Origin of the sequence: Helicobacter suis HS1 (assembly GCF_026000295.1) — a bacterium.
GTDB lineage: Bacteria > Campylobacterota > Campylobacteria > Campylobacterales > Helicobacteraceae > Helicobacter > Helicobacter suis.
Genome location: NZ_AP026769.1, coordinates 145,474 through 169,805 on the forward strand (window position 1 = coordinate 145,474; position 24,332 = coordinate 169,805).

At 39.6% G+C, this 24,332-nt stretch carries 24 protein-coding genes and 2 pseudogenes; 13 read left to right on the top strand and 13 right to left on the bottom strand.

What is annotated here, in order from left to right:
• Positions 1-172: 172 nt before the first annotated feature.
• The 6 genes and pseudogenes from OO773_RS00910 to OO773_RS00935 form a co-directional block, all read left to right on the top strand.
• Positions 173-691 (top strand): annotated as a pseudogene (locus OO773_RS00910) (winged helix-turn-helix domain-containing protein); the annotation flags it as partial.
• Between the two features lie 42 nt (positions 692-733).
• Entirely contained in the window at positions 734-1,417 is a 684-nt protein-coding gene (arsR, locus tag OO773_RS00915) for an acid response regulator transcription factor ArsR (RefSeq protein WP_006563897.1), read from the top strand.
• A gap of 1 nt (position 1,418) precedes the next feature.
• Positions 1,419-2,699 (top strand): ArsS family sensor histidine kinase, encoded by a 1,281-nt coding sequence (locus OO773_RS00920; protein WP_264828606.1) that lies wholly within the window; start codon positions 1,419-1,421, stop codon positions 2,697-2,699.
• Complete coding sequence (locus OO773_RS00925; protein WP_050780134.1) at positions 2,696-3,877, top strand: amidophosphoribosyltransferase; 1,182 nt, start codon at positions 2,696-2,698, stop codon at positions 3,875-3,877. Before OO773_RS00920 ends, OO773_RS00925 begins: the two co-directional genes overlap by 4 nt.
• Positions 3,870-4,841: a porphobilinogen synthase gene (gene hemB / locus OO773_RS00930; protein WP_040499055.1), complete on the top strand. Its 972-nt coding sequence runs from the start codon at positions 3,870-3,872 to the stop codon at positions 4,839-4,841. The genes OO773_RS00925 and hemB overlap by 8 nt, the downstream gene beginning before the upstream one ends.
• Positions 4,841-5,563 (top strand): YebC/PmpR family DNA-binding transcriptional regulator, encoded by a 723-nt coding sequence (locus tag OO773_RS00935; protein ID WP_006563894.1) that lies wholly within the window; start codon positions 4,841-4,843, stop codon positions 5,561-5,563. The genes hemB and OO773_RS00935 overlap by 1 nt, the downstream gene beginning before the upstream one ends.
• Here OO773_RS00935 and ruvX read toward each other — a convergent pair.
• The 5 genes from ruvX to ilvC are packed head-to-tail and all read right to left on the bottom strand — an operon-like array spanning position 5,545 to position 8,777.
• Positions 5,545-5,940: a Holliday junction resolvase RuvX gene (gene ruvX, locus OO773_RS00940; protein ID WP_006563893.1), complete on the bottom strand. Its 396-nt coding sequence runs from the start codon at positions 5,938-5,940 to the stop codon at positions 5,545-5,547. The genes OO773_RS00935 and ruvX overlap by 19 nt on opposite strands.
• Positions 5,937-6,746: a DNA-processing protein DprA gene (dprA, locus tag OO773_RS00945; protein ID WP_006563892.1), complete on the bottom strand. Its 810-nt coding sequence runs from the start codon at positions 6,744-6,746 to the stop codon at positions 5,937-5,939. The genes ruvX and dprA overlap by 4 nt, the downstream gene beginning before the upstream one ends.
• Positions 6,734-6,991, bottom strand: a complete 258-nt coding sequence (gene minE, locus OO773_RS00950) for a cell division topological specificity factor MinE (protein ID WP_034376430.1) — start codon at positions 6,989-6,991, stop codon at positions 6,734-6,736. The genes dprA and minE overlap by 13 nt, the downstream gene beginning before the upstream one ends.
• Positions 6,988-7,788, bottom strand: a complete 801-nt coding sequence (gene minD / locus OO773_RS00955) for a septum site-determining protein MinD (protein WP_006563890.1) — start codon at positions 7,786-7,788, stop codon at positions 6,988-6,990. Before minD ends, minE begins: the two co-directional genes overlap by 4 nt.
• Positions 7,789-7,796: 8 nt before the next feature.
• Complete coding sequence (gene ilvC, locus OO773_RS00960; RefSeq protein WP_006563889.1) at positions 7,797-8,777, bottom strand: ketol-acid reductoisomerase; 981 nt, start codon at positions 8,775-8,777, stop codon at positions 7,797-7,799.
• A gap of 96 nt (positions 8,778-8,873) precedes the next feature.
• Between ilvC and OO773_RS00965 the strand changes: the two genes are divergently transcribed.
• The 4 genes from OO773_RS00965 to flgG all read left to right on the top strand — a co-directional run bounded on the left by OO773_RS00965 (position 8,874) and on the right by flgG (position 16,727).
• Positions 8,874-11,498 (top strand): phosphoenolpyruvate carboxylase, encoded by a 2,625-nt coding sequence (locus OO773_RS00965; RefSeq protein WP_034376427.1) that lies wholly within the window; start codon positions 8,874-8,876, stop codon positions 11,496-11,498.
• A 9-nt stretch (positions 11,499-11,507) separates the two neighbouring features.
• Positions 11,508-13,205, top strand: coding sequence for a hypothetical protein (locus OO773_RS00970; protein ID WP_073115432.1), 1,698 nt, complete (start codon positions 11,508-11,510; stop codon positions 13,203-13,205).
• Positions 13,206-13,388: 183 nt separating this feature from the next.
• Positions 13,389-15,884 (top strand): TonB-dependent receptor family protein, encoded by a 2,496-nt coding sequence (locus tag OO773_RS00975; RefSeq protein ID WP_141556961.1) that lies wholly within the window; start codon positions 13,389-13,391, stop codon positions 15,882-15,884.
• Between the two features lie 54 nt (positions 15,885-15,938).
• Positions 15,939-16,727: a flagellar basal-body rod protein FlgG gene (gene flgG / locus OO773_RS00980; RefSeq protein WP_040499053.1), complete on the top strand. Its 789-nt coding sequence runs from the start codon at positions 15,939-15,941 to the stop codon at positions 16,725-16,727.
• Positions 16,728-16,733: 6 nt separating this feature from the next.
• Here the strand turns inward: flgG and OO773_RS00985 are convergent, their stop codons facing one another.
• Both OO773_RS00985 and OO773_RS00990 read right to left on the bottom strand, forming a co-directional pair.
• A complete protein-coding gene (locus OO773_RS00985; protein ID WP_264828607.1) occupies positions 16,734-17,198 on the bottom strand; it encodes a glycosyltransferase in 465 nt (154 codons plus the stop codon).
• Positions 17,199-17,266: 68 nt separating this feature from the next.
• Positions 17,267-17,653 (bottom strand): hypothetical protein, encoded by a 387-nt coding sequence (locus tag OO773_RS00990; protein WP_264828608.1) that lies wholly within the window; start codon positions 17,651-17,653, stop codon positions 17,267-17,269.
• A gap of 58 nt (positions 17,654-17,711) precedes the next feature.
• Between OO773_RS00990 and OO773_RS00995 the strand changes: the two are divergent.
• Positions 17,712-17,801: pseudogene (locus OO773_RS00995) on the top strand (glycosyltransferase family 25 protein); the annotation flags it as partial.
• A 26-nt stretch (positions 17,802-17,827) separates the two neighbouring features.
• Here the strand turns inward: OO773_RS00995 and OO773_RS01000 are convergent.
• Positions 17,828-18,079 carry a hypothetical protein gene (locus tag OO773_RS01000; RefSeq protein ID WP_264828752.1) on the bottom strand — a complete coding sequence of 84 codons (252 nt, stop codon included), beginning with the start codon at positions 18,077-18,079 and terminating at the stop codon, positions 17,828-17,830.
• Between the two features lie 53 nt (positions 18,080-18,132).
• Here OO773_RS01000 and OO773_RS01005 point away from each other — a divergent pair, with 53 nt between their 5' ends.
• The gene (locus tag OO773_RS01005; RefSeq protein WP_233709637.1) at positions 18,133-19,017 is read left to right on the top strand and encodes a glycosyltransferase family 25 protein; all 885 of its coding nucleotides are present in this window, start codon (positions 18,133-18,135) and stop codon (positions 19,015-19,017) included.
• Here OO773_RS01005 and OO773_RS01010 read toward each other — a convergent pair.
• Positions 19,014-20,255 carry a glycosyltransferase family protein gene (locus tag OO773_RS01010; protein ID WP_040499062.1) on the bottom strand — a complete coding sequence of 414 codons (1,242 nt, stop codon included), beginning with the start codon at positions 20,253-20,255 and terminating at the stop codon, positions 19,014-19,016. The two genes, OO773_RS01005 and OO773_RS01010, sit on opposite strands and share 4 nt — an antisense overlap.
• A 178-nt stretch (positions 20,256-20,433) precedes the next feature.
• On the opposite strand from OO773_RS01010, the gene OO773_RS01015 reads away from it, so the two are divergent.
• Complete coding sequence (locus tag OO773_RS01015) at positions 20,434-20,883, top strand: glycosyltransferase family 25 protein (protein WP_264828609.1); 450 nt, start codon at positions 20,434-20,436, stop codon at positions 20,881-20,883.
• A 352-nt stretch (positions 20,884-21,235) separates the two neighbouring features.
• Here OO773_RS01015 and OO773_RS09920 read toward each other — a convergent pair whose 3' ends face one another.
• From OO773_RS09920 to OO773_RS01030, 4 genes are read right to left on the bottom strand one after another with little or no spacing between them, the layout of a single operon-like run.
• Positions 21,236-21,313 (bottom strand): uroporphyrinogen decarboxylase family protein, encoded by a 78-nt coding sequence (locus OO773_RS09920; protein WP_406600091.1) that lies wholly within the window; start codon positions 21,311-21,313, stop codon positions 21,236-21,238.
• A gap of 12 nt (positions 21,314-21,325) precedes the next feature.
• Positions 21,326-22,345, bottom strand: a complete 1,020-nt coding sequence (hemE, locus tag OO773_RS01020) for a uroporphyrinogen decarboxylase (RefSeq protein ID WP_006563918.1) — start codon at positions 22,343-22,345, stop codon at positions 21,326-21,328.
• On the bottom strand, positions 22,332-23,009 hold the full coding sequence (locus tag OO773_RS01025) for a 3-methyladenine DNA glycosylase (RefSeq protein WP_006563919.1): 678 nt from the start codon (positions 23,007-23,009) through the stop codon (positions 22,332-22,334). The genes hemE and OO773_RS01025 overlap by 14 nt, the downstream gene beginning before the upstream one ends.
• Complete coding sequence (locus OO773_RS01030) at positions 23,009-24,313, bottom strand: M99 family carboxypeptidase catalytic domain-containing protein (RefSeq protein WP_006563920.1); 1,305 nt, start codon at positions 24,311-24,313, stop codon at positions 23,009-23,011. The genes OO773_RS01025 and OO773_RS01030 overlap by 1 nt, the downstream gene beginning before the upstream one ends.
• Between the last annotated feature and the right edge of the window lie 19 nt (positions 24,314-24,332).

Consider the following 24,332-nt stretch of genomic DNA (forward strand, 5'->3'; position numbering starts at 1 on the left):
ATTGGATTTTTGAAAGCAATTATTAAAAGCGCCCATTATATAATAGATTGGATAAACAAAAAAGGTGTTATGCGTGGAACGGGCAATTGCGCTAGTGGGTGTGTATGAGTTGCAAGGTTTAATCCCGGAGGCTTTAGAGGTTTGTAAAAGTATTCTTAGAAATGATCCACATAACCAACAGGCTTTACAGATGTATAAACGCTTGAGTGCTATCTCTAAACAAAAAGACATTCCCATTATTATTTCCTCAGCTAGAAACGATTTAGACGATAAGGTATAGGCTTTTGAGTGTGGCGCAGATGATTATATCCCCAAACCCTACGATCCTAAAGAACTGACAACTCAAGCAGAATTACAAACACGCCGCTAACATAAAAAGCCACTTCAGGAAGGTAGCTTGCAACAAAGAAGTTCGCTTTTCCGCATCGATTCAGATGCGCGCGAAGTGTTTATGCATAATAAGAAGTTAGAACTTACCCGTGCGGAGTATGAAATCCTTACCCTTTTGATCAGTAAAAAAGGCCATGTGTTTTCTCGCGAATCGGTTTGAGGGGCTTAAGAGTCAATCAACCCAGAAAGTCCTAATAAGAGCATTGATGTGAATTAACGGCGTTTGCGATCTAAAATTGAGAAAGATCCTAAAAAACCAAAGCACATTATTTCAGTGCGGGGAGTTGGCTATAAACTAGAGTTAGAATCAAGAGGCCTATTGATTAATTCTTGTGAGGTAAAAATGATCAGGATACTCATGATAGAAGATGATGCAGAATTAGCCGAAATTTTAAGTGAGTTCTTGAGTCGCCATGGCATTGAGGTTGTTAATTGCGATGAACCCTATACCGGCATTAGTGCAGCCATCACCCACCAGTATGATTTGTTGCTTTTAGACTTGACTTTACCTAATTTAGATGGCTTAGAGGTGTGCAAAAAAATCTCTAAACAAAAAGACATTCCCATTATTATTTCCTCAGCTAGAAACGATTTAGACGATAAGGTACAGGCTTTTGAGTGTGGCGCAGATGATTATATCCCCAAACCCTACGATCCTAAAGAACTCCTTATTCGTATCCAGTCTCTCTTACGCCGCTATCATAAAAAGCCACTTCAGGAAGGTAGCTTGCAACAAAGAAGTTCGCTTTTCCGCATCGATTCAGATGCGCGCGAAGTGTTTATGCATAATAAGAAGTTAGAACTTACCCGTGCGGAGTATGAAATCCTTACCCTTTTGATCAGTAAAAAAGGCCATGTGTTTTCTCGCGAATCGATTGCTATTGAATCTGAGTCAATCAACCCAGAAAGTTCTAATAAGAGCATTGATGTGATCATTGGGCGTTTGCGATCTAAAATTGAGAAAGATCCTAAAAAACCAAAGCACATTATTTCAGTGCGGGGAGTTGGCTATAAACTAGAGTTTTAAGTTGTCATCTTCTATCTTTAGTAAGATTGTTTTTTTATTTGTTGTCTCAATTGCTAGTTTTGCGGCTTTTTCCTATTACTTTATCCATTCTCAAATTGATCATGAGAACTTCCAAACCCAGATCCGCCACCAGCAATTCATCACCACGATTAACCAAGTACTAGCCGATAGGAGTAATCGCTACTCTGCTGAGGTGTATTTACACGAACTAGGTTTTCAAGAGATCACCCCACAAGAGCTCCATGAAATCTTAGCCAACCAGAAAGATAAAGTTGAAGATAGCAAAAACCCTCTAGCCCAAATCATTAAAGTAGGCAATAAGATATTTATCTCTCTTAAAAGTCAGGGTAATACGGTGCAGCATGAAGAGATACATAAAACTTCTTATCGCAATTACTACTTTGCTATTTTATGTGGGGCGCTTTTAATCATTTTAATTTTCATGTTCATGTTACAGGGTTTCATGCCTATTAATGAATTACGCAAAAAAGTACATTTATTTTCTAAGGGTGAGATGAACATTGAATGTAAGATCGATCAACAAGATGAAATCGGCGATTTAGCTTTAGCCTTTGATAATGCTATTAAGAAAATCAAGAGCATGAATGAATCGCGCATTTTATTTTTGCGTGCCATTATGCATGAATTGCGTACCCCTATTACAAAGGGCATGATTGTAGCAGAAATGGTAGGTGATACCCTCCAAAAAGAACGCCTTTTAGCCACTTTTAAACGACTCAATACTTTGATTGAACAATTTGCACGCATCGAACAATTATCCTCTAAGAACTACAAAATCACTAAAGAGGTTTTTTTAATGGATCACTTGCTTGAGCATGTCAAAAATATGCTCTTGCTTGAACATGAGAGTACTTGTATTCAGGCTGATGTACCCAATTGTGTTTTTGAAACCGATTTTGAACTCTTTAGTTTAGTGATTAAAAATCTTTTAGATAATGGGCTTAAATACAGCCCTAACCGACAAGTACGGGTTGAGGTAGTGGGTAAGGATATACGGCTTTCTAATCAAGGTCAAGCGCTTAAAGAAGATTTGATTCATTACTTTAAGCCTTATTTTCAGCATGAAAAACCCAGTGATGCCCACGGGTTTGGGCTTGGCATGTATATCATTAAAAGCGCTTTAGATACTTTGGGATTTCATCTAAGTTATGCCCACCATGAAGGTAAAAACTTTTTTACAATCCATGGTTGTGTTTTACAAGAATTAACCCCCTCCTTTCTTAAATTTCCAGATCCTCAAAAATCTCTTAAAACTTCATGATTGGTTTTTATCACTCCTCTAAGCCCCCACTCCACCAAGCTTTATTGGCTTTACAACACCGTGGCCAGCAAGGCATGCGTTTTATCCTCTCAAATGGTAAAAATCTCATTAACCCCCCCAATTTAGAAACCACAACTTTAGAAAGTAAACATGCCATCGGCCAAAATCTAGGTACGCATCAGGATTTTCAAAACAACCATTCTTTAGCCCTTGCCTTTTGCGGGCGCTTATCTAACACAAATTCCCCCGCCTCTTTTATTCTAAATCTCTTAGAAAAAAGCCAAGCCAAAAGTTTAATAAGCAAGGTACAAGAAATTTTGCCACAGCTACAAGGGGGCTATAGTTTTTTACTCTTGAGTGCAGAGACTTTAATTGCTATACGAGATGTGAAGGGTTTTAGACCCTTAAGTGTAGGTTTTTTAAATGAAGGGTTTATGCTAGCTAGTGAAACTTGTGTTCTGCAGGCTCTAAGGGCAACAAACATTAGAGAGGTTGAAGCGGGGGAAATATTAGTTTTTTCAAAAGAGGGCATGCAAACTTTAAAACAGCCAACAAATAACCCTAGCCCCTGCGTGTTTGAGGCGATTTATTTTAGCCACCCTGCTAGCCAGCTTTTTAACCAGAGTGTTTATACTCTGCGTGAGCATCTGGGTAAAATTCTAGCCAAAGAACAGCCCCTTAAAGCAGATTTAGTAATTCCTATTCCTAATAGTGGCACGCTAGCAGCCCTTTCTTATGCCAAAAGCCTCAACCTACCCTTTGCCCCCCTTCTTAACCTTAATCCCTATGTGGGGCGCTCTTTTATAGAGCCCACGCAAAAAGAACGCCTGCTTAAAGCAGAACAAAAATTCATGCTTGTACCAAATAGTGTTAAAGATAAAAGTTTAATTCTGATAGATGATTCTTTAGTACGCGGTACAACAAGCTCTGTAGTGATACAAATGTTAAAAAGAGCAGGGGCTAAACACATTAGTTTACTTTTAAGCGCCCCCCCTCTTCTCTCCGCTTGCTTTTGGGGGATAGACATTCCAGAGGAGAGCGAGCTTTTAAGTATAGCAGGAGAGGAAGCCTTAAAAATTGGGGCGGATTTTGTGGGGTTTTTATCACTAGATGGGCTTAGAGAGGCTATTGGAATGAATTTTTGTGAAAACTGCTTTAAAAGGAGAGATCATGTTTAAACGCTTTAGACGCCTTAGATCCACACAAACCATGCGTACGCTTGTGTGCCAAACCAAGCTTTGTATACAAGATTTTATCGCCCCTCTTTTTATTGCAGAAGGTTTAGAAGACAAAACCCCCATTGCCTCCATGCCCGGGGTCTATCAAATGGGTCTTAAAGTTTTGCTAGATGAGTGTAGACTTTTGCAAGATTTAGGCATTCAAGCGGTTTTACTCTTTGGTATCCCTAAGCATAAAGACGCTATAGGTTCAGCAGCTCTTGATTCTAATCACCCTGTAGCTCAGGCAACAAGAGCCATCAAAAAGCATTTTCCTCATTTATGTGTGATCGCCGATTTGTGTTTTTGCGAATACACCAATCACGGGCATTGTGGGATTTTAAAAGAGGGGGTTTTAGACAACGATGCCACCCTAGAAATTTTAGAAAAGCAGGCTTTGATCTTAGTAGAAAGCGGGGTGGATATGATTGCCCCTAGCGCTATGCTTGATGGCATGGTAGCTAGTTTACGCAAGGCTTTAGATAAGGCTAATTTTAATCATATTCCTATCATGAGTTATTCAACTAAATTTGCTAGTAGCTATTATGGCCCTTTTAGAGATGCGGCCAACTCAGCCCCTAGTTTTGGAGACCGCAAGAGCTATCAAATGGATTTTGCTAACCGCAGGGAGGCTATTTTAGAAAGCTTAGAAGATGAGGTGCAGGGGGCAGATATTTTAATGATCAAGCCAGCCTTAGCGTATTTAGATATTTTGCGCGATGTCCGTGAACGCACGCTTTTACCTTTGGCGGTTTATAATGTAAGCGGGGAATATGCTATGTTTAAACTTGCACAGGCACAAAATCTCATGGATTATCCAGCGCTTTTATTTGAAACCATGATAGCTTTTAAGCGGGCGGGGGCAGATATAATCATTAGTTATCACGCTAAAGAGATCGCAGAAATTTTACAAAGGGAGGTTTAATGGGAAGAGCTTTTGAATACAGACGAGCGGCTAAGGAAAAACGCTGGGATAAAATGAGTAAAATTTTTCCTAAACTAGCTAAGGCTATTACGCTAGCAGCTAAGGAGGGTGGGGGCGATCCAGCTAGCAATGCTAAATTACGCACGGCTATTTTAAATGCTAAAGCCCAAAACATGCCAAAGGATAATATTGAGGCAGCAATCAAGCGGGCAAGCAGTAGTGAGGGGAATTTGATAGAAATTAGCTATGAGGGGCGGGCTAATTATGGTGTTTTGCTCTTTATTGAGTGCATGACAGATAACCCCACCCGCACCATTGCTAATCTTAAAAGCTATTTTAATAAAACACCCGGGGCCAGTATTCTTAGCAATGGTTCTTTAGAATTCATGTTTTCTAAAAAAAGTGTCTTTGAATGCGCCCTTTCTGATCTAGCTTCTTTAGGGTTTTCAAGCGAAGATGTGGAGTTAGCCTTAATTGATTATGGTTTAGAGTCTTTGGAAATCATTGAAGATGTATTAGTGGCAATAGGTGATTATACGAGTTTTAAAGAACTCCATGAAGGATTTGATGCCTTAAAACTCCCCATTCTAAAAGCCTCTTTACAACGAATCGCTAATACCCCCATTGATTTAAGCGAAGAAGCCCTAGCTGAGAGTAGAAAGCTTTTAGATAGAATAGAAGAAGATGATGATGTCGTCGCGCTTTATACCAACATTTCTTGAGCTAGATAGCGCCTTAAAATCTCACAGGCAGCCAAACTATCTAGTGCGCCGTCTTTGCTGGCTTTTTGGCGTTTTTTGCTAGATAAATGCCAAAGATTAGTAAGCGCCTCTACACTGCTATTATCTTCCTCAACATAAATCACAGGCGCAAAGTTAAGTAGATTAATAAAATGTAAAACGCGTTGGCGTGTGGTGTAGCAGGCATGGGGCAATCCGACGATGAGTTTTGTGGCCTTTTTAGTTTCTAGCAAATGGAGTAATTCTAAACTAGCTTGTTTGCGATTAATCCGTTTAATGGAATTAAGGGGCAGAATAATTTTTTGTGCATAAATCGCAAGACCGATTCGTTTAAGCCCAATATCACAAGCGATGATCATAGCAACACAACCCGCCCATTTTCTCGTTTAACCACCCCTAAAAGTTCTTGTTCTAAGAGAAAATCCCCAAACTGAGCGTACGCCTCCTCAAAACTAGGCGCACTCTGGCAGAATTTCAAAAAAGCATTTTGTGCTTTTTCTTTAGGGGGCTTTGTGTTAAATTTTTGGGCTAATTGATCTAAAAAGGCATCTATATCATAAATCGCTTGGGCTTTATTTTGCGCTAAGAGAGAAAGAGTTCCCTCACTCTCATAAAGCCGCTGGGGTAACACAAAGAGAGGCTTTTTTTGGGCTAGAGCTAAATGAGCGCTTGCCATAGAGCCGCTATTATGGCTTGCTTCTGGAATAATCACCAAATCGCTTAAAGCCACCACTAAACGGTTTCGTTCTAAAAATGAAAAACGATAAGGTTGAAAATTCTCTTGGTATTCACTCACAAGTAAGCCTTCTTTAGCAATGCGCGTAATGGTTGCATGATTACTTGGAGGATAAATTAAATCTAAACTACATGGAGAGATCATAATTGTATGGGGTAATGCATTTTTTTGGGCAATAATATCTACCCCAAAAGCCCCACCACTGACCACCACTCCCCCCATTTGCATAATGCCCTTTGCTAATTTAGCTGTGAGTTGCTGGGTGTAGACACTGGGTTTACGCGTACCTACTAGCGCGATTTTAAAAGGAGCGTTGAAAAGCTCTAAGCGACCCACATAGTATAAATTTTGCGGTGGATTTTTAAGATGCCCTAAGACTGTGGGTAGCGCGTTAAGTAAGGTGTAGTTAAAATGGCTTAATACGGGCAAGTTTGAGCCTTATCCCTTTCTAGCACAATTTCAACTTCTAAAGTATCAATATCGTGGTTAGAATTAGCCCGTACATCAATTTTACTTGTTTGGGTGTATTTTTGCACCACAGCCAAAATTTCTTTTTTCATGTCTTCAATATAAGGCAAGCGCATGCTGCGATCACAGGCTAAAACAAGTCTTAATCGGTCCTTAGCCACACTCGCGCTACTAGAGCTTTTAGAAAATCTAGCAAGCAAATTCATGCAAACCACCCCTTAATAGCCCCAACTAGACCTTTTTTAGCTTTAAATTCAGGAAAGGCAACCTCTTGACCCAAAAGGCGCTGTGTGATTCGTTTAAAAGCTAAAGCGCTAGGGCTTGAGCTATAAATAATGGGCTCTCCTGTGTTAGTGGCTGAAATGATCTTATCATCTTCGGGTACTAAACCAATAAGAGGCAAGGCTAGAATTTTTAATACATCTTCATTGGAAAGCATTTCTTGCTTTTCTACTAACTCAGGCTTGATACGGTTGATTAAAATATCTTTGATCATCTCTTGCCCCTCTTTAACCTTTTGACTCTTAGCATCAATAATTCCAATCACGCGATCGCTATCTCTGACACTGCTAACCTCTGGCGTTACCACAATAATAGCGCGATCGGCAAAGAGCATGGCATGTTCAAACCCGCTTTCAATCCCAGCAGGAGAATCTAATAAAATAAAGTCAAATTGGGTTCTAACTGCATCAAGTAATGCCTGCACTTTAGCCTTGTCTAAAATATTTTTATCCTTACTCTGTGAGGCGGGTAGGAAATAAAGGTCTTTGTTTTTTTTATCATTGATGAGGGCTTGGGGCAATTTACAGTTACCCTCCATCACATCTACAACATCATAAACGATGCGGTTTTCTAAACCTAAAATCATGTCTAAATTGCGCAACCCAATATCAAAATCAATTGCTAAGACTTTTTTGCCTTGCATGGCTAACCCGATGGCTAAATTAGCCGTAGTTGTACTCTTACCCACTCCCCCTTTGCCAGATGTAATTGTGATAACCACGAGTTCCCTTAATTCTTAAATAAATACCCGCGCAAATGCGCCCCGATTTGTTCTATAGGGTGGGTTTTAAAAGCTTTCTTATGGGCTTTTATTTGCGGATAACCCTGTTCTTTTTCCTCTAAAAATTGCCGTGTAAACGCGCCATTTTGAATACTCTTTAACACTTCTTGCATGCGTGTTTTAACACCAGCGCCTACAATTTTATCCCCACTCACAAGCCCGCCATATTCAGCCGTATTAGAAATATGATCTTGCATGCTAGCCACACCCTTAGTATAAATCAAATCTGCAATTACCTTAATTTCATGGATACACTCAAAATAAGCAATCTCCATTGGATAACCGGCTTCTACTAAGGTTTCAAATGCTTTCTCTAATAAAACCACCAGACCGCCACACAGTACCGCCTGTTCGCCAAAAAGATCGCCATGTGTTTCATCTTTAAAAGTGGTTTCTAAAATCCCCACACGGCCACACCCAAGAGCACAAGCATAGCCCAAAGCAATCTCTTTAGCATTTTGTGCGCTATTTTCTTGTTCTACTGCCATGAGAGCAAAAACCCCGCTACCTTGTTGATAAGTCTCACGCACCGCCTTACCCGTGCCCTTAGGCGAAACTAACACCACCCCCACCCCAACAGGTGCTTTAATTTGTTCAAAACAGATACTAAACCCATGGGCAAAAATTAAGGTTTGTCCGGGCTTAATATGGGGCGCAATTTCTTGGCGATAAATATCTCCATGGATTTCATCGGGTAAGAGTAAAACTAGCACATCACAAACTTGTACGCATGCACTAACGCTTAAAACTTCAAACCCATCACTCTTAGCGCGCGCAATGCTAGGGCTTGAAGGGTATAGCCCAATTTTTACATTTACTCCGCTATCTTTAAGATTAAGGGCATGGGCACGGCCATGCGATCCATAGCCTAAAATGGCAATCTTTTTAGATAAAAGTGCACCGGTATCTTGATTGGTGTAGATAGGCAAAGTTTTAAAAGGAGTGGACACAGGTTACCTTTTTGCACTATAATAGCCCCGTATTGTAGGAAAAAACAACTTAAGCTTTGTTTTATAGGAGGAGTTGTGCACCAAAACACCCAACTAGAGCTAAACTTTCTCCAAGACTTATTACTAGAAATTTTACAAGAATTTAGCCCGGCTAGCATCAATCATTTTTTGGCACTTAAAGAGTTATTTAGTAGCTCTGCCCCTCAAGAAATGTTGACAAAACAATTACAGGCTAGTATTGCCTCCGAACAGATTTTAGATGTGATTAAGGCCTTTTCTCTCTATAATATTTTGGCTAATATCATTGAGGAGCGCTACCAGAATAAACAACCCTCTTTGTTAGGCATTACACAGGCCTATAGCTCTCTTAAACAAGAAGGATTTACAGAGAAAACCCTGCAAGAGAAGTTTAGCCAAATTACTTTTTACCCCGTTTTTACTGCCCACCCCACCCAATCCATGCGCCGTACCTTCCTAGAAGCTATTTATGAAATGTATCAAGACCTCTCTACACTTTTTGATAACCCTTGTAGCCCCCATGCAACCAAACATGCTAAAGAGCGCCTAGCTTATCGCTTGCGTCTTTTATGGAATAGCCACCTTGTACGCCAAGAAAAACTAGAAGTACTCTTTGAGCTAGATAACTTACTTTATATTTTGGAAAACTCGCTTTTGTCCAGTTGTTTAGAGTTGTTCCAAGAAATCCAAGAGAAGTTAGAACAACCCTTAGAACATGCTCCAATTCAATTAGGTAGTTGGATAGGGGGCGATCGCGATGGCAATCCTACGGTGAGTAATGATCTAGTGCGCCAAGTGATCTTAATCCAACATGATTTAATCATCAATCTTTATTTAAAACAAATTAAAAAGTTACGCCGTGAGCTTTCTATTTCTGCTGATCTTTGCCCCATTTCAGAGGATTTAAAGGCAGATTTAGAAGCACATTATTCTAAACTGGATTTGACAAGTGCTAGGTTACACATTAAAGAGCCCTTTAGAGCCAAGTTAGTTTTAATGGAGTTAAAGCTAAAAAACCGCCTCATTGCTCTAAATTCCCCTCTACCTATAGATTTCGCTTACCAAGATGCTCAAGAATTACTGGCAGATATTACGCTACTACTTAAAAATCTCAAACCAAGTTTACAGCGCTCTTTATTGCATTTCAAGCACTTGGTACTTTTAGGTGGGTTTCATTTATTGCGCCTAGATTTTAGAGAACATAGAGAGGTTTTTCTTTATGCCGTGAGTGAGGTTTTTAGCCTGCTTGGTTTGTGCTCTGGTTTTCATAGTCTAGGAGAAGATCAAAAATTAGAAATTTTAGATCATGCCCTTAGTTTAGAACCTCTAGCTCTTTCTACACTATTGCCTAAAGTGAGTGAGGAGTGTAAACGCCTCTTAGAGGCTTTTCTAACAATTATATGGGCAAAGATTAGAATTGCTAAGCCTACCTTTGCCTCTATTATTGTCTCTATGACCACTCAAGCTAGCGATTTGCTTTGTGTGTTATGGCTGGCTAAGCAGGCTAGATTAAATCACCCTTACCAAATCTACATCACCCCCCTTTTTGAAACCATCAACGATCTCAACCATGCCCCACGAATTTTACAAACCCTATACGCCAATTCCCACTATAAAGCCTATCTAAAAAGCATGGATAATAAACAAGAGATCATGATTGGCTATTCAGACTCAAGTAAAGATGGGGGGATATTTGCCAGTAATTATAATCTTTACATCGCTATTAGTGAGCTCATGGCTTTAGGAAAAGAATTAGACATTCAGTTTATTTTATTCCATGGACGCGGGGGGAGTGTGAGTCGTGGGGGTGGGAGTTTAGAAGATGCCCTTTTAAGCGCGCCTCTTTATAGCGTGCAAGATACCTTAAAAATCACCGAACAAGGCGAAGTGATTAGTTCTAGATATCTCAACGCCACTAGCGCACATAAAAACCTCTCTAACATCATGGGCGCTTTGTTGAAAAAATCTATTTATGATACACATGGTATTTCTCCACCTAAAAGTCTAGCCACACAAACCATGCAAACCCTCTCTACTCTCTCTTATCAGACCTACCGCCAACTATACACCATGCCCGGTTTTTTAGACTATTTTAAATACGCCACCCCCATTACCTTTATCCAAGAACTCAATCTTGGCTCTCGCCCGGCTAAGCGCAAGGAAAGTAGCTGTATTGAGGATTTACGGGCAATCCCTTGGGTCTTTGCTTGGACTCAAAACCGCAGTATTTTGCCCGCTTGGTATGGGGTGGGTAGTGCTTTGCAAAGTGTGCCTTTAGAACACTTACGCGATCATTACCAAGAGGGAGGGTTTTTTAAGGTCGTGTTAGATAACATCGCTCAGGTGCTTTTAAAGGTTGATCTAGACATTGCTAAACAATACCACTGCTTTGCCCTACACACTCAAAATGCGACTAAGATTTGGGAATGCATTGAAAGAGAGTATCAAATAACCTTGCGCTTAGTATTAGCGGTACGCTTAGAAACAAAACTTTTAGAAAAAGACCCGCTGATACAACAAGGTATTTTATTTAGAAAACCTTATATCAACGCTCTAAACTGCTTACAAATTGAGCTCATTAAAGTCTTTGATCAAGCAGATAGCCTAAAGCAGGCAAAATTAAAGCTAGCCATAGAAAGTACTTTAATAGGCATTGCCCAGGGGCTACGCAATACCGGTTAGGAGTTTTAAATGGTTTGGATTTTTTTAGTATATGCAGCGATGGCTTCTTGGTTGCAGGCCTTAGCCATTGAGACCACCACAGATATTTTTTTAAGAAAGCAAAAATCAGGGCATTTTAGCGGAGTGGTTCTTTACAAAAACACCCCCCAAAAACATTTAATAGTAAAGGGGACTTATAACATTGCAGGCAATACACTTACTTTAAAAGCCACCCAACTTAAAAGGTTGCCCCTTAAAAAATATTCCAAATCTCAGATTTATCCTCTCTCACAAGTACAAGCCTCTGAACAACTGGGTAGTATTTTACCCTCTAAAATTAGCAAGGGTACACATATTTATTTTAAAGAACTAGGTACGCAAAAAGTGTCAAGTATTTTGGGTATGGGTGATTTAAACTCGTACTCTAACTCCAAAACCTCTCATTTTACCTCATCTGCCCACCGGGTAACAAGATTTAGCACAGACCCTACAAAAATAACACGCAACCAACAGAGCCCACAAACCCAAACCACCCTCACAGAATCTAATACGCGTTTTTCTAAACCTAGTTCTCTAGCTACTTTAAGCACCAAAAGTACACCTACAAGCAGACGCACAAGAACTTCTAGCGCGTCAAAAACTTCTAGCACGCGTGCGCGCTCTACTCGCACCGGTACTACCTCGCGTACAACAAGTACAACTAAACGCACCAGTAAAACTTCTAAAACTTCTAGCCGTTCTACTAGGGCTTCTTCTAATCAAGGTTATAATAATACCTCCCCTGCCCTACAAGACTCACAACCCTACACCTCTAATTCTGCTAATAGCCAAGATTTAACAATCTCTAATCCCTCTGATAACCAACCAAGTTATGTTTCTCCTGATGATAATATCTTGCTCCCTATGCCTCAAAGCCCAAGCCCTACACAAATAACAGCCACCCCGTCTAATGCCTCTATCTCCAAACAATTAGAAACGCAAAATACCCCAATAGATTTAGATTCTACTAATGATGATACCCAAGAAGTGGCCTGTGGTTATTGGACTTATGAAGATGATAAATTACAAGCTATCCGCCCTACTTTGGTGCGTCGTTTAGATAGAACTAGCGGGCAGTATTTAGATATTAGCCCTTGTAATTTTGATAGCACGCATGGCAAAAGCGGTAAAATCATTTTAGCCTACACACAACTACCCGATCAAATTCAAGAATTTGCCCCCGTTAAAACCACGCACACTTTCACACTCAGCAAAGCCAATTACTCAGAAAAATTATGCTACCGCGCTAGAACCCGTCAATGCTTATATATTGAGCCTAATAGTGTGCAAGAGTGGACAAGTACCTACTTAACAACTACTATTAGAACCACCAAAACCTATAAACGCCCGCCCCAAGTAGGGAGTGATACCTCCACAGAATATAAACAAATCTTAGATGAGAATAAAGCAGAGCGCAGCACGGTTATTAATAAAGACGATCTACACCTAAGCCCGCAATTTATGGAATTTGTAGAGGTGTATGAGGGAAAGTATTTAGATAGCAACACAGCTAACGCACCAGAATATTTAGCTTGGAAAGAAAAAGTAGTGCGCCCTAATCAAGGTACATGTAGCCAGTATGCAATTGAAGAACTTAGCCGCAATAAAAATGTACTGCCCAGTATCCACAATACCAAAATTGTGTGTGTAAAAAGTGGGGATTATCTGCTAGATCAAAATACGCCATAGATTAATACAGCGCGCTCTGTTTCAGAAAATTTTAATTATATTGTTGTAATATCCCCATGTTTTATTAAAAAAAACGGATTTTTATTACTAAATCCTTCGCCTCAAGTTTCAATGATCTTTCCTGCCTTCTAAAATTTTTAGAACAAGGAGTTTTAGTTGCATAAAAAATTATACTGGGTTTTAATGGCTAGTTTGGTTACTCAAGCAACTCTAGTGGCTAAGGATAAAACCTACACTTTAGGTAAAGTCTCTACATCGGGTCAAAAAGATAAAACAGATTACTCCGGCCATGTCAATCTAGGTTATAGCGGGATTACAGCCCCTAAGAGTTGGCAAGATGAAGAGGTTAAAAAATACACCGGTAGCCGCACGGTGATCTCTAATAAACAACTTACCCAAACCGCTAACCAAAGCATTGAAGAGGTTTTACAAAATGTCCCGGGAATGCAGGTTAGAAATACAACAGGTGTAGGCGCGATGCCCTCGATTCAAATTAGAGGCTTTGGCGCAGGTGGCTCAGGGCATAGCGATGCAACACTAATGTTGGTTAATGGCATTCCTGTTTACATGGCTCCCTACTCTCATATTGAATTAGATATTTTCCCGGTTACTTTCCAAGCCGTAGATCGCATTGATGTGATTAAAGGCGGGGGAAGTGTGCAGTATGGGCCTAATACTTATGGGGGGATTGTTAATATCATCACTAAACCCATTCCTAAGCACTGGGAAAGCCAAGTAGCAGAGAGAGTTACCTATTGGGCTAAGGCTAGAAATGCCGGTTTTGCTAGCCCTCCTTCAAATACAGGCGATTCCTCTTTTCTAAAGTCTTTAAGTAATAATATGCTTTATAACACCTATGTAAGAAGTGGAGGCATGATTAATAAACACTTTGGTGTGCAGGCACAGGCTAACTGGGTTAACGGGCAAGGTTTTAGAGATAATAGCCCAACTAATATCCAAAACTACTGGCTTGATGGAGTCTATGACATTAATGAAAAAAATGGGATTAAAGCCTACTACCAATACTATAAGTTTAATATCGCCCAGCCCGGAAGCCTAAGTAGCCAAAACTACCAACAAAATCGTTTTATGAATCAACGCCCCTTTAATGCCAAAGGTGGGCGATCGCAACGCTTTGGGATTGTGTATGAAAACCACTTTGGCGATTTAGATAAGATAGGTGGGACTTTTAGTTTCACTTATTATGGGCAGTTCATGACAAGAGATTTTCAAGTGAGCTCTAGTTATAACAGCGCTAATATGGTTGAGTGTTTTAGCACAGAAAGCTGTACAGCTCAGGGTCTTGCTGGTTATAACTTAGCCATGCCCTATTATGCGACTAACTATCATGGCTGGGCAGAGGTAGAAAACCCCGTGCGATCTATTAATAATGCCTTTGAACCCAAAGTTAATTTAGTGGTTAAGAGTGGCAAGATTAAACAAACTTTTATTATGGGTTTGCGCTTCATGACAACAACCTTTCTCCAACGCCAGTATATGAACACTAATGAGTGCGCCACACAGACTAGCGGTGAAGGGAAAGGTTTTTTATGTGCGGGGGCAAATGTGATGAGTGGTTGGCAACCCCATATCAAACACGGATTATATCATAACTGGAATGATTGGCACAATAACTACACCGCGATTTATTTAAGCGATCGCATTGAAACGAGCAACGGGCGCTTTTTTGTCGTACCCGGTTTGCGCTATGCTTTAGTACAATATAACAATGAGAACGCCTCTAATTGGGTTTCTATCCCTGAGAATGATTTAAAAAAGATCAAGCACATGAATAACTGGATGCCCTCAGCTAATATTGGCTTTATTCCGGTACAAGGCGATCACACTGTGCTTACTTATTTTAACTTCCAGCGCAGCTATGTTCCCCCCCAATTAGATGTTTTAAGTTATGGTGGGGCGGAGTATTTCACCCAACACTTTGATGAGGTAGAGGCCGGCGCGCGTTATACTTATAAAGAAAATTTTAGTTTTAATGCTGATTACTTCCGCATTTGGGCACGCGATTTTGCAACAGGTCAGTATTCTGTTTACACCAGTGGCCCGATGAAGGGCAATGTACGCCCGGTTGATGGCTATTCTCAAGGCGTAGAGCTAGAGATGTATTATAGACCAATTAAAGGATTACAATTCCATGCGGCCTTTAACTACATTGATACCCGTGTTACAAGCCATAGCCCTTTAACAGATTTAAACGGCGATGTACTCCCCGGCACAAGTTACAATAAACATTTCCCCTTTGTAAGCCCCTATCAGTTTATTTTTGATGCGCGCTACACCTATGCTAAAACCACCTTTGGACTCTCTAGCTATTTTTATAGCCGTGCTTACAGTGGGATTAGCAATAGCACAGCGGGGGGTTATTATGGAACGCAGTATTATAGCGGAGGGAATAATTTTGAAAGTGTAAACAATAGTGGTTATCAATGTGCAGAGTGGTGTATGACCCAACATGAAGGGCTCTTGCCTTGGTATTGGGTGTGGAATATTGAAATAAGCCAGATATTCTGGGAAAGTGGGAGACATAAAATTGTGGGGAGTTTACAGGTGAATAATATCTTTAACATGAAATACTTCTTTACAGGTATTGGCTCTAGTCCAGCAGGGTTACAATCTGCCCCCGGGCGCTCGGTTACGGTGTATTTGAGTTATCAATTCTAAGGCAAATTTAAAGAGATAGGGTATAATGCCCACATTTTCATTAAAAGGTTAGCGATGTTACGATCTCTTTACAGTGCGACAACAGGCATGTTAGGACAACAAACCCATATTGACACCACTTCTAACAACATTGCCAACGTTAATACGGTGGGTTTTAAACGGCAACGGGCAGATTTTAACGATCTATTTTACCAAGCTTTACAGTATGCCGGTACCTCTACTTCTGATACCACTAGATCGCCAAATGGTATTGAAGTAGGCTTAGGGGTGCGCGCTGCTAGCGTAACTAAGATGTTTTCTCAGGGTAGCCCTAAAGAGACAGAAAATAACTTAGACATCGCCATTACTGGTAAGGGCTTTTTTCAGATTCAAATGCCTGATGGCTCCACTGCTTATACCCGTGCAGGTAATTTTAAAATTGATGATCAAGGTAACATGGTTACAACAGAGGGGTATTTACTCATTCCACAAATCACCTTCCCTCAAGACACCACCCAAATTAGTATCGGGGTAGATGGCACGGTTAGTGTTACACAGGGCAATGCAAGTACTTCTAATGTGATAGGCCAGATTACCTTAGCTAATTTTATTAACCCGGCTGGTTTGCATGCTTTAGGGGATAATCTTTTAGCAGTAACTTCAGCTAGTGGACCGGCTATTGTGGGTAATGCTAATAGCGATGGCTATGGGCAATTACGGCAGGGTTTTTTAGAATTAAGCAATGTACGCCTAGTAGAGGAGATGACCGATCTAATCACAGCTCAAAGAGCTTATGAAGCCAACTCAAAGACTATCCAAACGGCAGATAACATGCTCCAGACGGTTAATAGCTTGAAACGATAAGAGGGGTTATTCCCCTATTCTTTCCAACTTCTTAATAATTTTCTCATAGCTATATTCTTGGATTGTGCCGTGTAATTCTTGTGTTATCTTGTAATAATAGTCTGGATCACCTAAAAGTGCATTTATCTTATCTGCCATTTGTTCTGGAAGTGTTACAACAAGCTCTGCACACAATTCTTTAACATTACCCACATCGGTACAGATAAAGGGGATACCAAATTGCATGCTTTCTAAAATCACCATAGGAAAAACCTCTGCATGGCTTCCATGTAAAAACAATATTTTCTTTTTAGCATGGCACTTAGGAAGGTAGTCATCAATTCCATAAAAAAAATACACTTGTTTAAACCCATGTTGGCAATCTAATTGCTCTTTGAGATTCTTAAGACTTTCTAAAGTATTACCTGTATCTAGGTTTCCACAAAAAATGAGGGGGATACTGACTTGACTTAAATAGTAAGCTCTAAGCACAAAATCTTGTCCCTTCTCTTTGTAATAGTTAGAGACATTAAGCACATAGGGTTTTAAAAGAAGGTCTGCTAGTTGTTCTGTTGTTCTGTTGTTCTGTTGTTCTGTTGTTCTGTTGTTCTGTTGTTCTGTTGTTCTGTTGTTCTGTTGTTCTGTTGTTCTGTTGTTCTGTTGTTCTGTTGTTCTGTTAAGGCGCTTGTAATGGTTTTAGGTGGGCAAATGTCTTTTTCAAATACACCATTTGGCAGAATATCTACAGAACAATAAGGTTTAAGATAAGTGTAGGCATGGCTATTTTTGTGCAGAAAATAAACACAATCGTAATATTTAAGAGTTTTCTTTAATTTGTGCCGTAGCCAAGCAATGTAGTACTTTTGCTTGTAGCGCTTAGAGTTAAAATAAAAACGCCTAATAATATCTTTAATCCTCTCTTTATACCCTAATGCCCATTCATGCATAAGACTATACAAGTGGCTGAAGGGAAATGCATGGTTTGAAAGCTATGATGGTAGAGAGATGCTACCTGAGGAGCTAGGTTGTTATGCCAGCCAATATATGCTTTGGATCAAATGTATAGAGTCTAATAAACCTATCTGTATTTTAGAAGATGACTTTGGATTGCAACATAATTTTTATGAAAGTTTGATAGACTGCCTCTCAAGTCCGTTTGATTTAGTACGGCTTTGGGTCTCTTTAGATAAATTCCCACTAGAGATAGAACTTAACTTTCCTTCTCTAGTAATTTTTGTCTCCCCATACATGCCTGTTGTGATCACATATACTAAATGCCCTGCCTTAGCAAGCGCCAAAGTCAACCCATAATCTGCGCTAGCTAATCCAGTTTGTAGAGGGTGGTATTGTTCGGTTGTAAAAAGAATGGTCATAAAAATTCCTTGTTTTTAGACGATTATAGCCACTACGATCTGAAAGGATACCCGTGCTAGATTCCCTAGATATTTACGTTATCTCTCTAAAAAATAGCAAAAGGTACGCCACTTGCCAAGCTGTTGTAGACAATCCACCGCTAAACAACCACCCTATTAAGTTCACTTTCCATATGTTTGATGCCATTGACAAACACAGCCACTATTTTAAAAAAGATTTGGGTTATACCGGGCTTATTGAAAATGTTTATAATCCCAAGTGGCTGAAGGGAAATGCATGGTTTGAAAGCTATGATGGTAGAGAGATGCTACCTGAGGAGCTAGGTTGTTATGCCAGCCAATATATGCTTTGGATCAAATGTATAGAGTCTAATAAACCTATCTGTATTTTAGAAGATGACTTTGGATTGCAACATAATTTTTATGAAAGTTTGATAGACTGCCTCTCAAGTCCGTTTGATTTAGTACGGCTTTGGGCGGGGTTTAGCTATGGAGTAGATGGCTTTACCTCCATCATTAGTACCCAACATGGGGAGCAAGTGTGCTTAACAGATCCGGAAAAAGAAATTATTTTCTTAAAACATTTCTACTTTTCTGTGCTAGACACTTATGGCAACATGGCTTACTACATCACCCCTAAAGCGGCAAAAATCCTGGTGAGTCTTAGTCTTCACTGGTACGAACCAGTCGATCAGTTCTTTAATAAAGTGCATGCCCACAAACTCCCTTGCATGCTTTATATCCCTTTTAGCGTGCTTCCTGATACCCATAACACACAATCTACAATCTACTCCCAAGAAAATGCTACTTTACTCAAAAACGATCCCATCTATAAGAAAAAAACAAAAGTAAGCTACTGGAGAATTTTATTTGAAAAAATACGCAGAATATACTATTACCACTATTTTGTGAGAAAATACGCGTCCTTAACAGATTAGACAATCAATTCTTGAGAAATTTTTTCGTAAGTGTAGTTTTTGACTCTAGTGTGTAGGTTTTCGGCCATGCTGTTGTAATAATCGGGGTTATTTAATAGATGGTCGATCATGTGAGCCATTCCTAAAGAATTTTTAACCACTAAATCTGAGTCAACACCCTCCCCTATACAGATAGTTGGCACTCCAAAAGAAAGACTCTTTAAAACCATAAAAGAGAGACTTTTATAAGAATACAAAGAAGCAGCGTGTAAAAATAGGGTAGCACCTTGGAGCAACTCTAAAGCGCGCTCCTCTCCTACATGAAGAAAATAAACTTCTTTATAACCATGTTGTGCATCTAGTTTAGATTTATAAGCTTGTACAGATTGTAGGTTATAACCTGAAACCTGGCCACCAGCTAATATAAACGGGAGTTTTGTACTGCTAGCATAGAAGGCATCTAAAAGTAAAGTGTGCTGTTCACTTAGAAAGTGTGCCAAAGCTAAAAGATAGGGGCACTTTTTCCAATCTTGGTTAGGGGTAGTACTTTTTAAAATCTTAGCAGGATGGATATCTTTTTCAAAAATACCATTTGGCAAAACACCTATATTGGAGCAATAGGGGGTAAGATAGGTATCAATGTGGCTTTGTGGGTGTGGCAAGAAAAAGACCTTATCAAAATACTTCAAGGATATTTTAATTTTGTGCCTGAGTGTGGGAAGAGTGAAAATTTTGTCATAAATATCAGGCTTGTAAAAGAAATACTTCAAACCTTTTGTAATGGAGTTGAAAATAATTTTTTTGATATAAGCCTTGCGCCCTCTACTCTGAATGTTAACTAAAATCCATTCCTCATGGACTCTCACAACTTTCCTTTTAGCTTTGAGAGTAGGAAGAGAGTCTAAAATTAATAAAAAACTCCATGAGCAAAGTCCAGAAATCACTAATAGATCGCATGTAAAAGAATTTACAAAATTTTGGTAGGCTTCACACTCACCCACATAACCCCCACAAGAAGATTTTAAGGCAATGTCAAATTCTAACACAAACAGGTTAGTTTCTATTTCTGTGGCCTCTTTATCGTTGATATAATGGACTACCCCTTCTCTCTTTATTTTAAGACCATCTGCAGAGTGGCTAGAAGTGATCACATAAACTTGATGTCCCTGCCTGGCAAGCACAGATGTTAAACCATAATCTAGCATGGCTGTTTCAGTAGAGAGAGGGTAGAATTGCTCCGCACAAAAAAGAATGATCATTGTGTTCCTTTAAAAACGGCCATTCTACAATAAATCAGAACAACACTTGCCTACTATATCACTCCAAAAGCTGCTCAAGCTTTTATAAGTGCAAGCCAATTATTTACAGAACCTGTAGATATGTTTTTACTAGAATCTCATAAGCACAAAATCCCTTGTTTTACCTATGTCCCCATGAGTGTTAGTTGGCTTAAAAAATGGCTCTCGGCGTGCTTACTGCCAAGCTATGGTAGAAAACCCTCCACAGAATTACTATTCTTTGGACTTTCGTTTCCATATCTTTGATGCCATTGACAAACACAGCCATTACTTCTCAAAAGATTTAGGTTATACAGGATTTATTGAAAATTCTTACTCAGCTCAAAAGTTAAAGTACAGCAGTTGGTTTTTAAGTGGAGAGGGTAGAGAAATATTGCCTGAAGAACTGGGCTGTTATGCTAGCCATTATTTTTTGTGGCTAAAGTGTATTACACTTAATAAGCCTATAGTGGTATTAGAAAGTGACGCAGAATTGTTACCCAATTTTTATCAGAGTTTAATAGATTGTCTTAACAACCCATTTGATTTTGTACGCCTAGTTACGAGGCTTGAAAAACCTGAGAATTCTGCAATACTAAAATTCTTTTAGCTAATTCTAAGGGGGTATACTCCAATCACACCCAAAGACATCAAAATCGCCATTTAAATGCTCTAAGTAACCAGAACAACACTTGCCTACTATATCACTCCAAAAGCTGCTCAAGCTTTTATAAGTGCAAGCCAATTATTTACAGAACCTGTAGATATGTTTTTACTAGAATCTCATAAGCACAAAATCCCTTGTTTTACCTATGTCCCCATGAGTGTTAGTTGGCATTCCAATCACTTAGACTCCTCAATCGTTACTCCAGAAAATGTTGCAACTATATGTGCGCTCCAAAAAAAGCTGAAAGGACTAGTAAGAAGTTGCAAGGTTGCCTTATGGTCACGCATTGCTAATTTTAGAAAATCATGTAAGTTGCCAAAGTCCAAGGCGCGCCACTAAAACCAATGAGGGCTTTTGCAGTGCAAAGGAACAGTCATCTTATAGTTTACCGCTTGGTTTTTTCATGCACTAAGCGTACAAGTTCTATAGCTATTGTGCGGGGCAAATCAGCCAACATGCCATGCCCTAAATTAAAAATAAAGCCCGGATTTTTGCCCATCACTTCTAAAATGTGCATAACACCCTCTAACATCGCCTCTTGATTATAAAGTCGTGCAGGTTCTAAGTTTCCTTGCAAAACATAACGGTGCCCTAAAATTCTTTTAGCTAATTCTAAGGGGGTACTCCAATCACACCCAAAGACATCAAAATCGCCATTTAAATGCTCTAAGTAACCAGAAATACCCTTAGGGAATACAATAATGGGGATAGTTTTGTGCATGGTTTTAAGGGTGTGGGTGATTTTTTGGATATAAGACCAACCAAATTCTAAATAGGCTTTGCATTCTAAAGCATTTGCCCACGAATCAAAGAGCATGATCGCATCGGCTCCAGCCTTAATTTGCATGGAAAGATAGCCTATGATCTCTGTACTTAGCATGTCTAATAGAGTATGCAAAAGTTTAGGGTCTGTATAGAGGAGTTTTTTACTTTTATGATAAGTCTTACTCCCTTGAGATTCAATCATGTAAGTTGCCAAAGTCCAAGGCGCGCCACTAAAACCAATGAGGGCTTTGCTAGGCTCTAGCTTAGCGCGTACACTAGATAAAGTATCATAGACAAATTCTAATTTTTGATAGGCGGTGTGTAAAACTTGAATGTCTTCTAAACTTTCTATACCTCGTAAAAATTTAGGTCCAAAACCGGGGACAAATTCTAAAGGCAAACCCATAGTATGGGGCAATATCAGAATATCGCTAAAAAGAATGGCCGCATCTACATCTAAGATTTCTACCGGTTGAAGAGTAATAGTACTTGCTAGATCAACATTAGCACATAAATCTAAAAAGTTCTTAGCCTGTTTTCTAATCTCTTGGTATTCACTTAAATAACGACCGGCTTGGCGCATCATCCAAATAGGGGTATAGGGGGTTTGTTTACCTAAACAGGCATCAATAAAAACCATTCAATTCCTTTAATTGAGGTTTAGCACTAGCGCGCATATACTCTACAATTTTCCCATGGAAGCGCGCATAAATAGCGGCTAGATCTAGTTTGTATTCATAAAGGGCGAGGACTTTATCTAAATTATTAGTAATGCCTTGCATAAAAAACTTTTGTAACATGCCATAGTCTTTAATGTCTAACCCTAGTGATAATAAAAACTGGTAAGTGTAGCGATCCACCACCATAACCGGCCGTAAACAAGCATAATTTAAAATTGCATCTGCACTTTCTGGACCAATTCCTAACTGTTTTAAAAGCCACTCACGGTTAACTTGTTTTTGAAAGGTTTTAAAATCCTGAAAATCTCTTAAAATATTTTGGCTAAGCAAACACACATAGCGCGCCTTTTGGCGATAAAACCCGCTAGGGACAATATGGGGGATTAGTTTTTCTATGGAGATTGTGGCTAGATCGTGTAGCGAAGCGTTAGAATCAGCGCTTAAAATCCCGGCTAACTTAAGATTTTCTAAAGATTTAAGCACCTGTTTAAAACGCGTATTCTGGGTTAAGATAGCCCCTAAGATCACTTCAAACTCACCAGCAGAGGGCCACCACAAAGCAGGCGCATTTTTGAGTAAATCTAAGTTTTTAAGCGCGCGTAGAATTTCTAAACTAGAGAGCATTAGATGAAACGCACCAAAACCATGCCGCTAAAGGCATTATTTTTATAAATTTCAATGCGATAAATCTTGCCCTGCCTATCAATGGAAAATTTCTTCTCCAAATCCTTATAGGCAATACTCACCCCCACTTCATTAGGTAATTTTTTGCCATCATTAAGCGAAAAACCAATGACATTTACCCGGTAACCCTCCTTAGGCAAAACCTTAAAGGCTTCTTTAACCTCTAAAATGCTAGCCGGTGTAGCTGTTTTGATTTGCCCATCTACTTCTATTTGGATATTTCTGAGGCTGTGATCAAAATTTAAATATAGGGGGGTTAGGCGAGTCATGAGTTTATTACCATATTTGAGCCAAATTTTGTTTTTGTGGGGCAAGAGACCTAAAATGTAACTTTGAGAATCTAAGCTATTTTTATCTATGGCAACATGCTTAGGGAAGGGAAAAAATTTAAGTCGGGGGCGCAAACCATAGAGGGGTAATAAAATATTTTGATTAAGAGTAAGGGTGAGGGTTTTATCATTGATAAGGCGGTATAAATCAGCAGGTTTGAGGGTAAAATCTTTGGTATAGGTAATTCCTAATTGTTGCATCAAACCCTCAATTGCTAAAAGGTGGTAATAAACCCGTTCATTAAGAGGTAATTCTTTACTAGCTTCATGGGCAAAGGCGGGTTTTTTATGCCGGATAGCAAAATAGGTTAGCGCTTTTTCCATCTCTTTATCCCCCCTAGCGGTGTGGGTATTGCGAATATAATGCCGGTGGAGGGATTTGAGTAGAAATTGGTTGATGTGGTGTGTGGTGTTACGCGATATACGGCCTAAATGCCCGAATTTTACATGGGGGAGTTCTTCTTGATCAATAATGAAAGAATTACCCCAACGCTTAGGGTTAAGCAAGAGACTTTGATAGGAGGGGCGATAAAACCCACTGCCATCATGGAGGTGTAAGATCACATTAACCTCAGAATTCATAATCGCTGCTTTAATAGATTGGATTAAAGCATACTCTGGATCATGGCGGCTGATATAGGCAAACTTGCGGTTTAAATCCCCATAAACACCGCGGTGGTTGCGTAGCATAGAATACCGGTTAAGCACAGGCACCACCCACACATTACCCGATAAGATTTTATAGTGCATTAAAAAGATATTAGTGGTGTTAAACCCACCCGGCTCATCACCTTGAATCCCACCCATTAAGAGCAAGGTAGGGGCTGAGTTGTCCCCCTGTTTTTTAAATACATGGATACTAGCAGCCTTTAAAGAAGCGACACAGATAAGCAATAAAGAGAAAATAACTTTCATGGGCCTTCTTCTACATCAA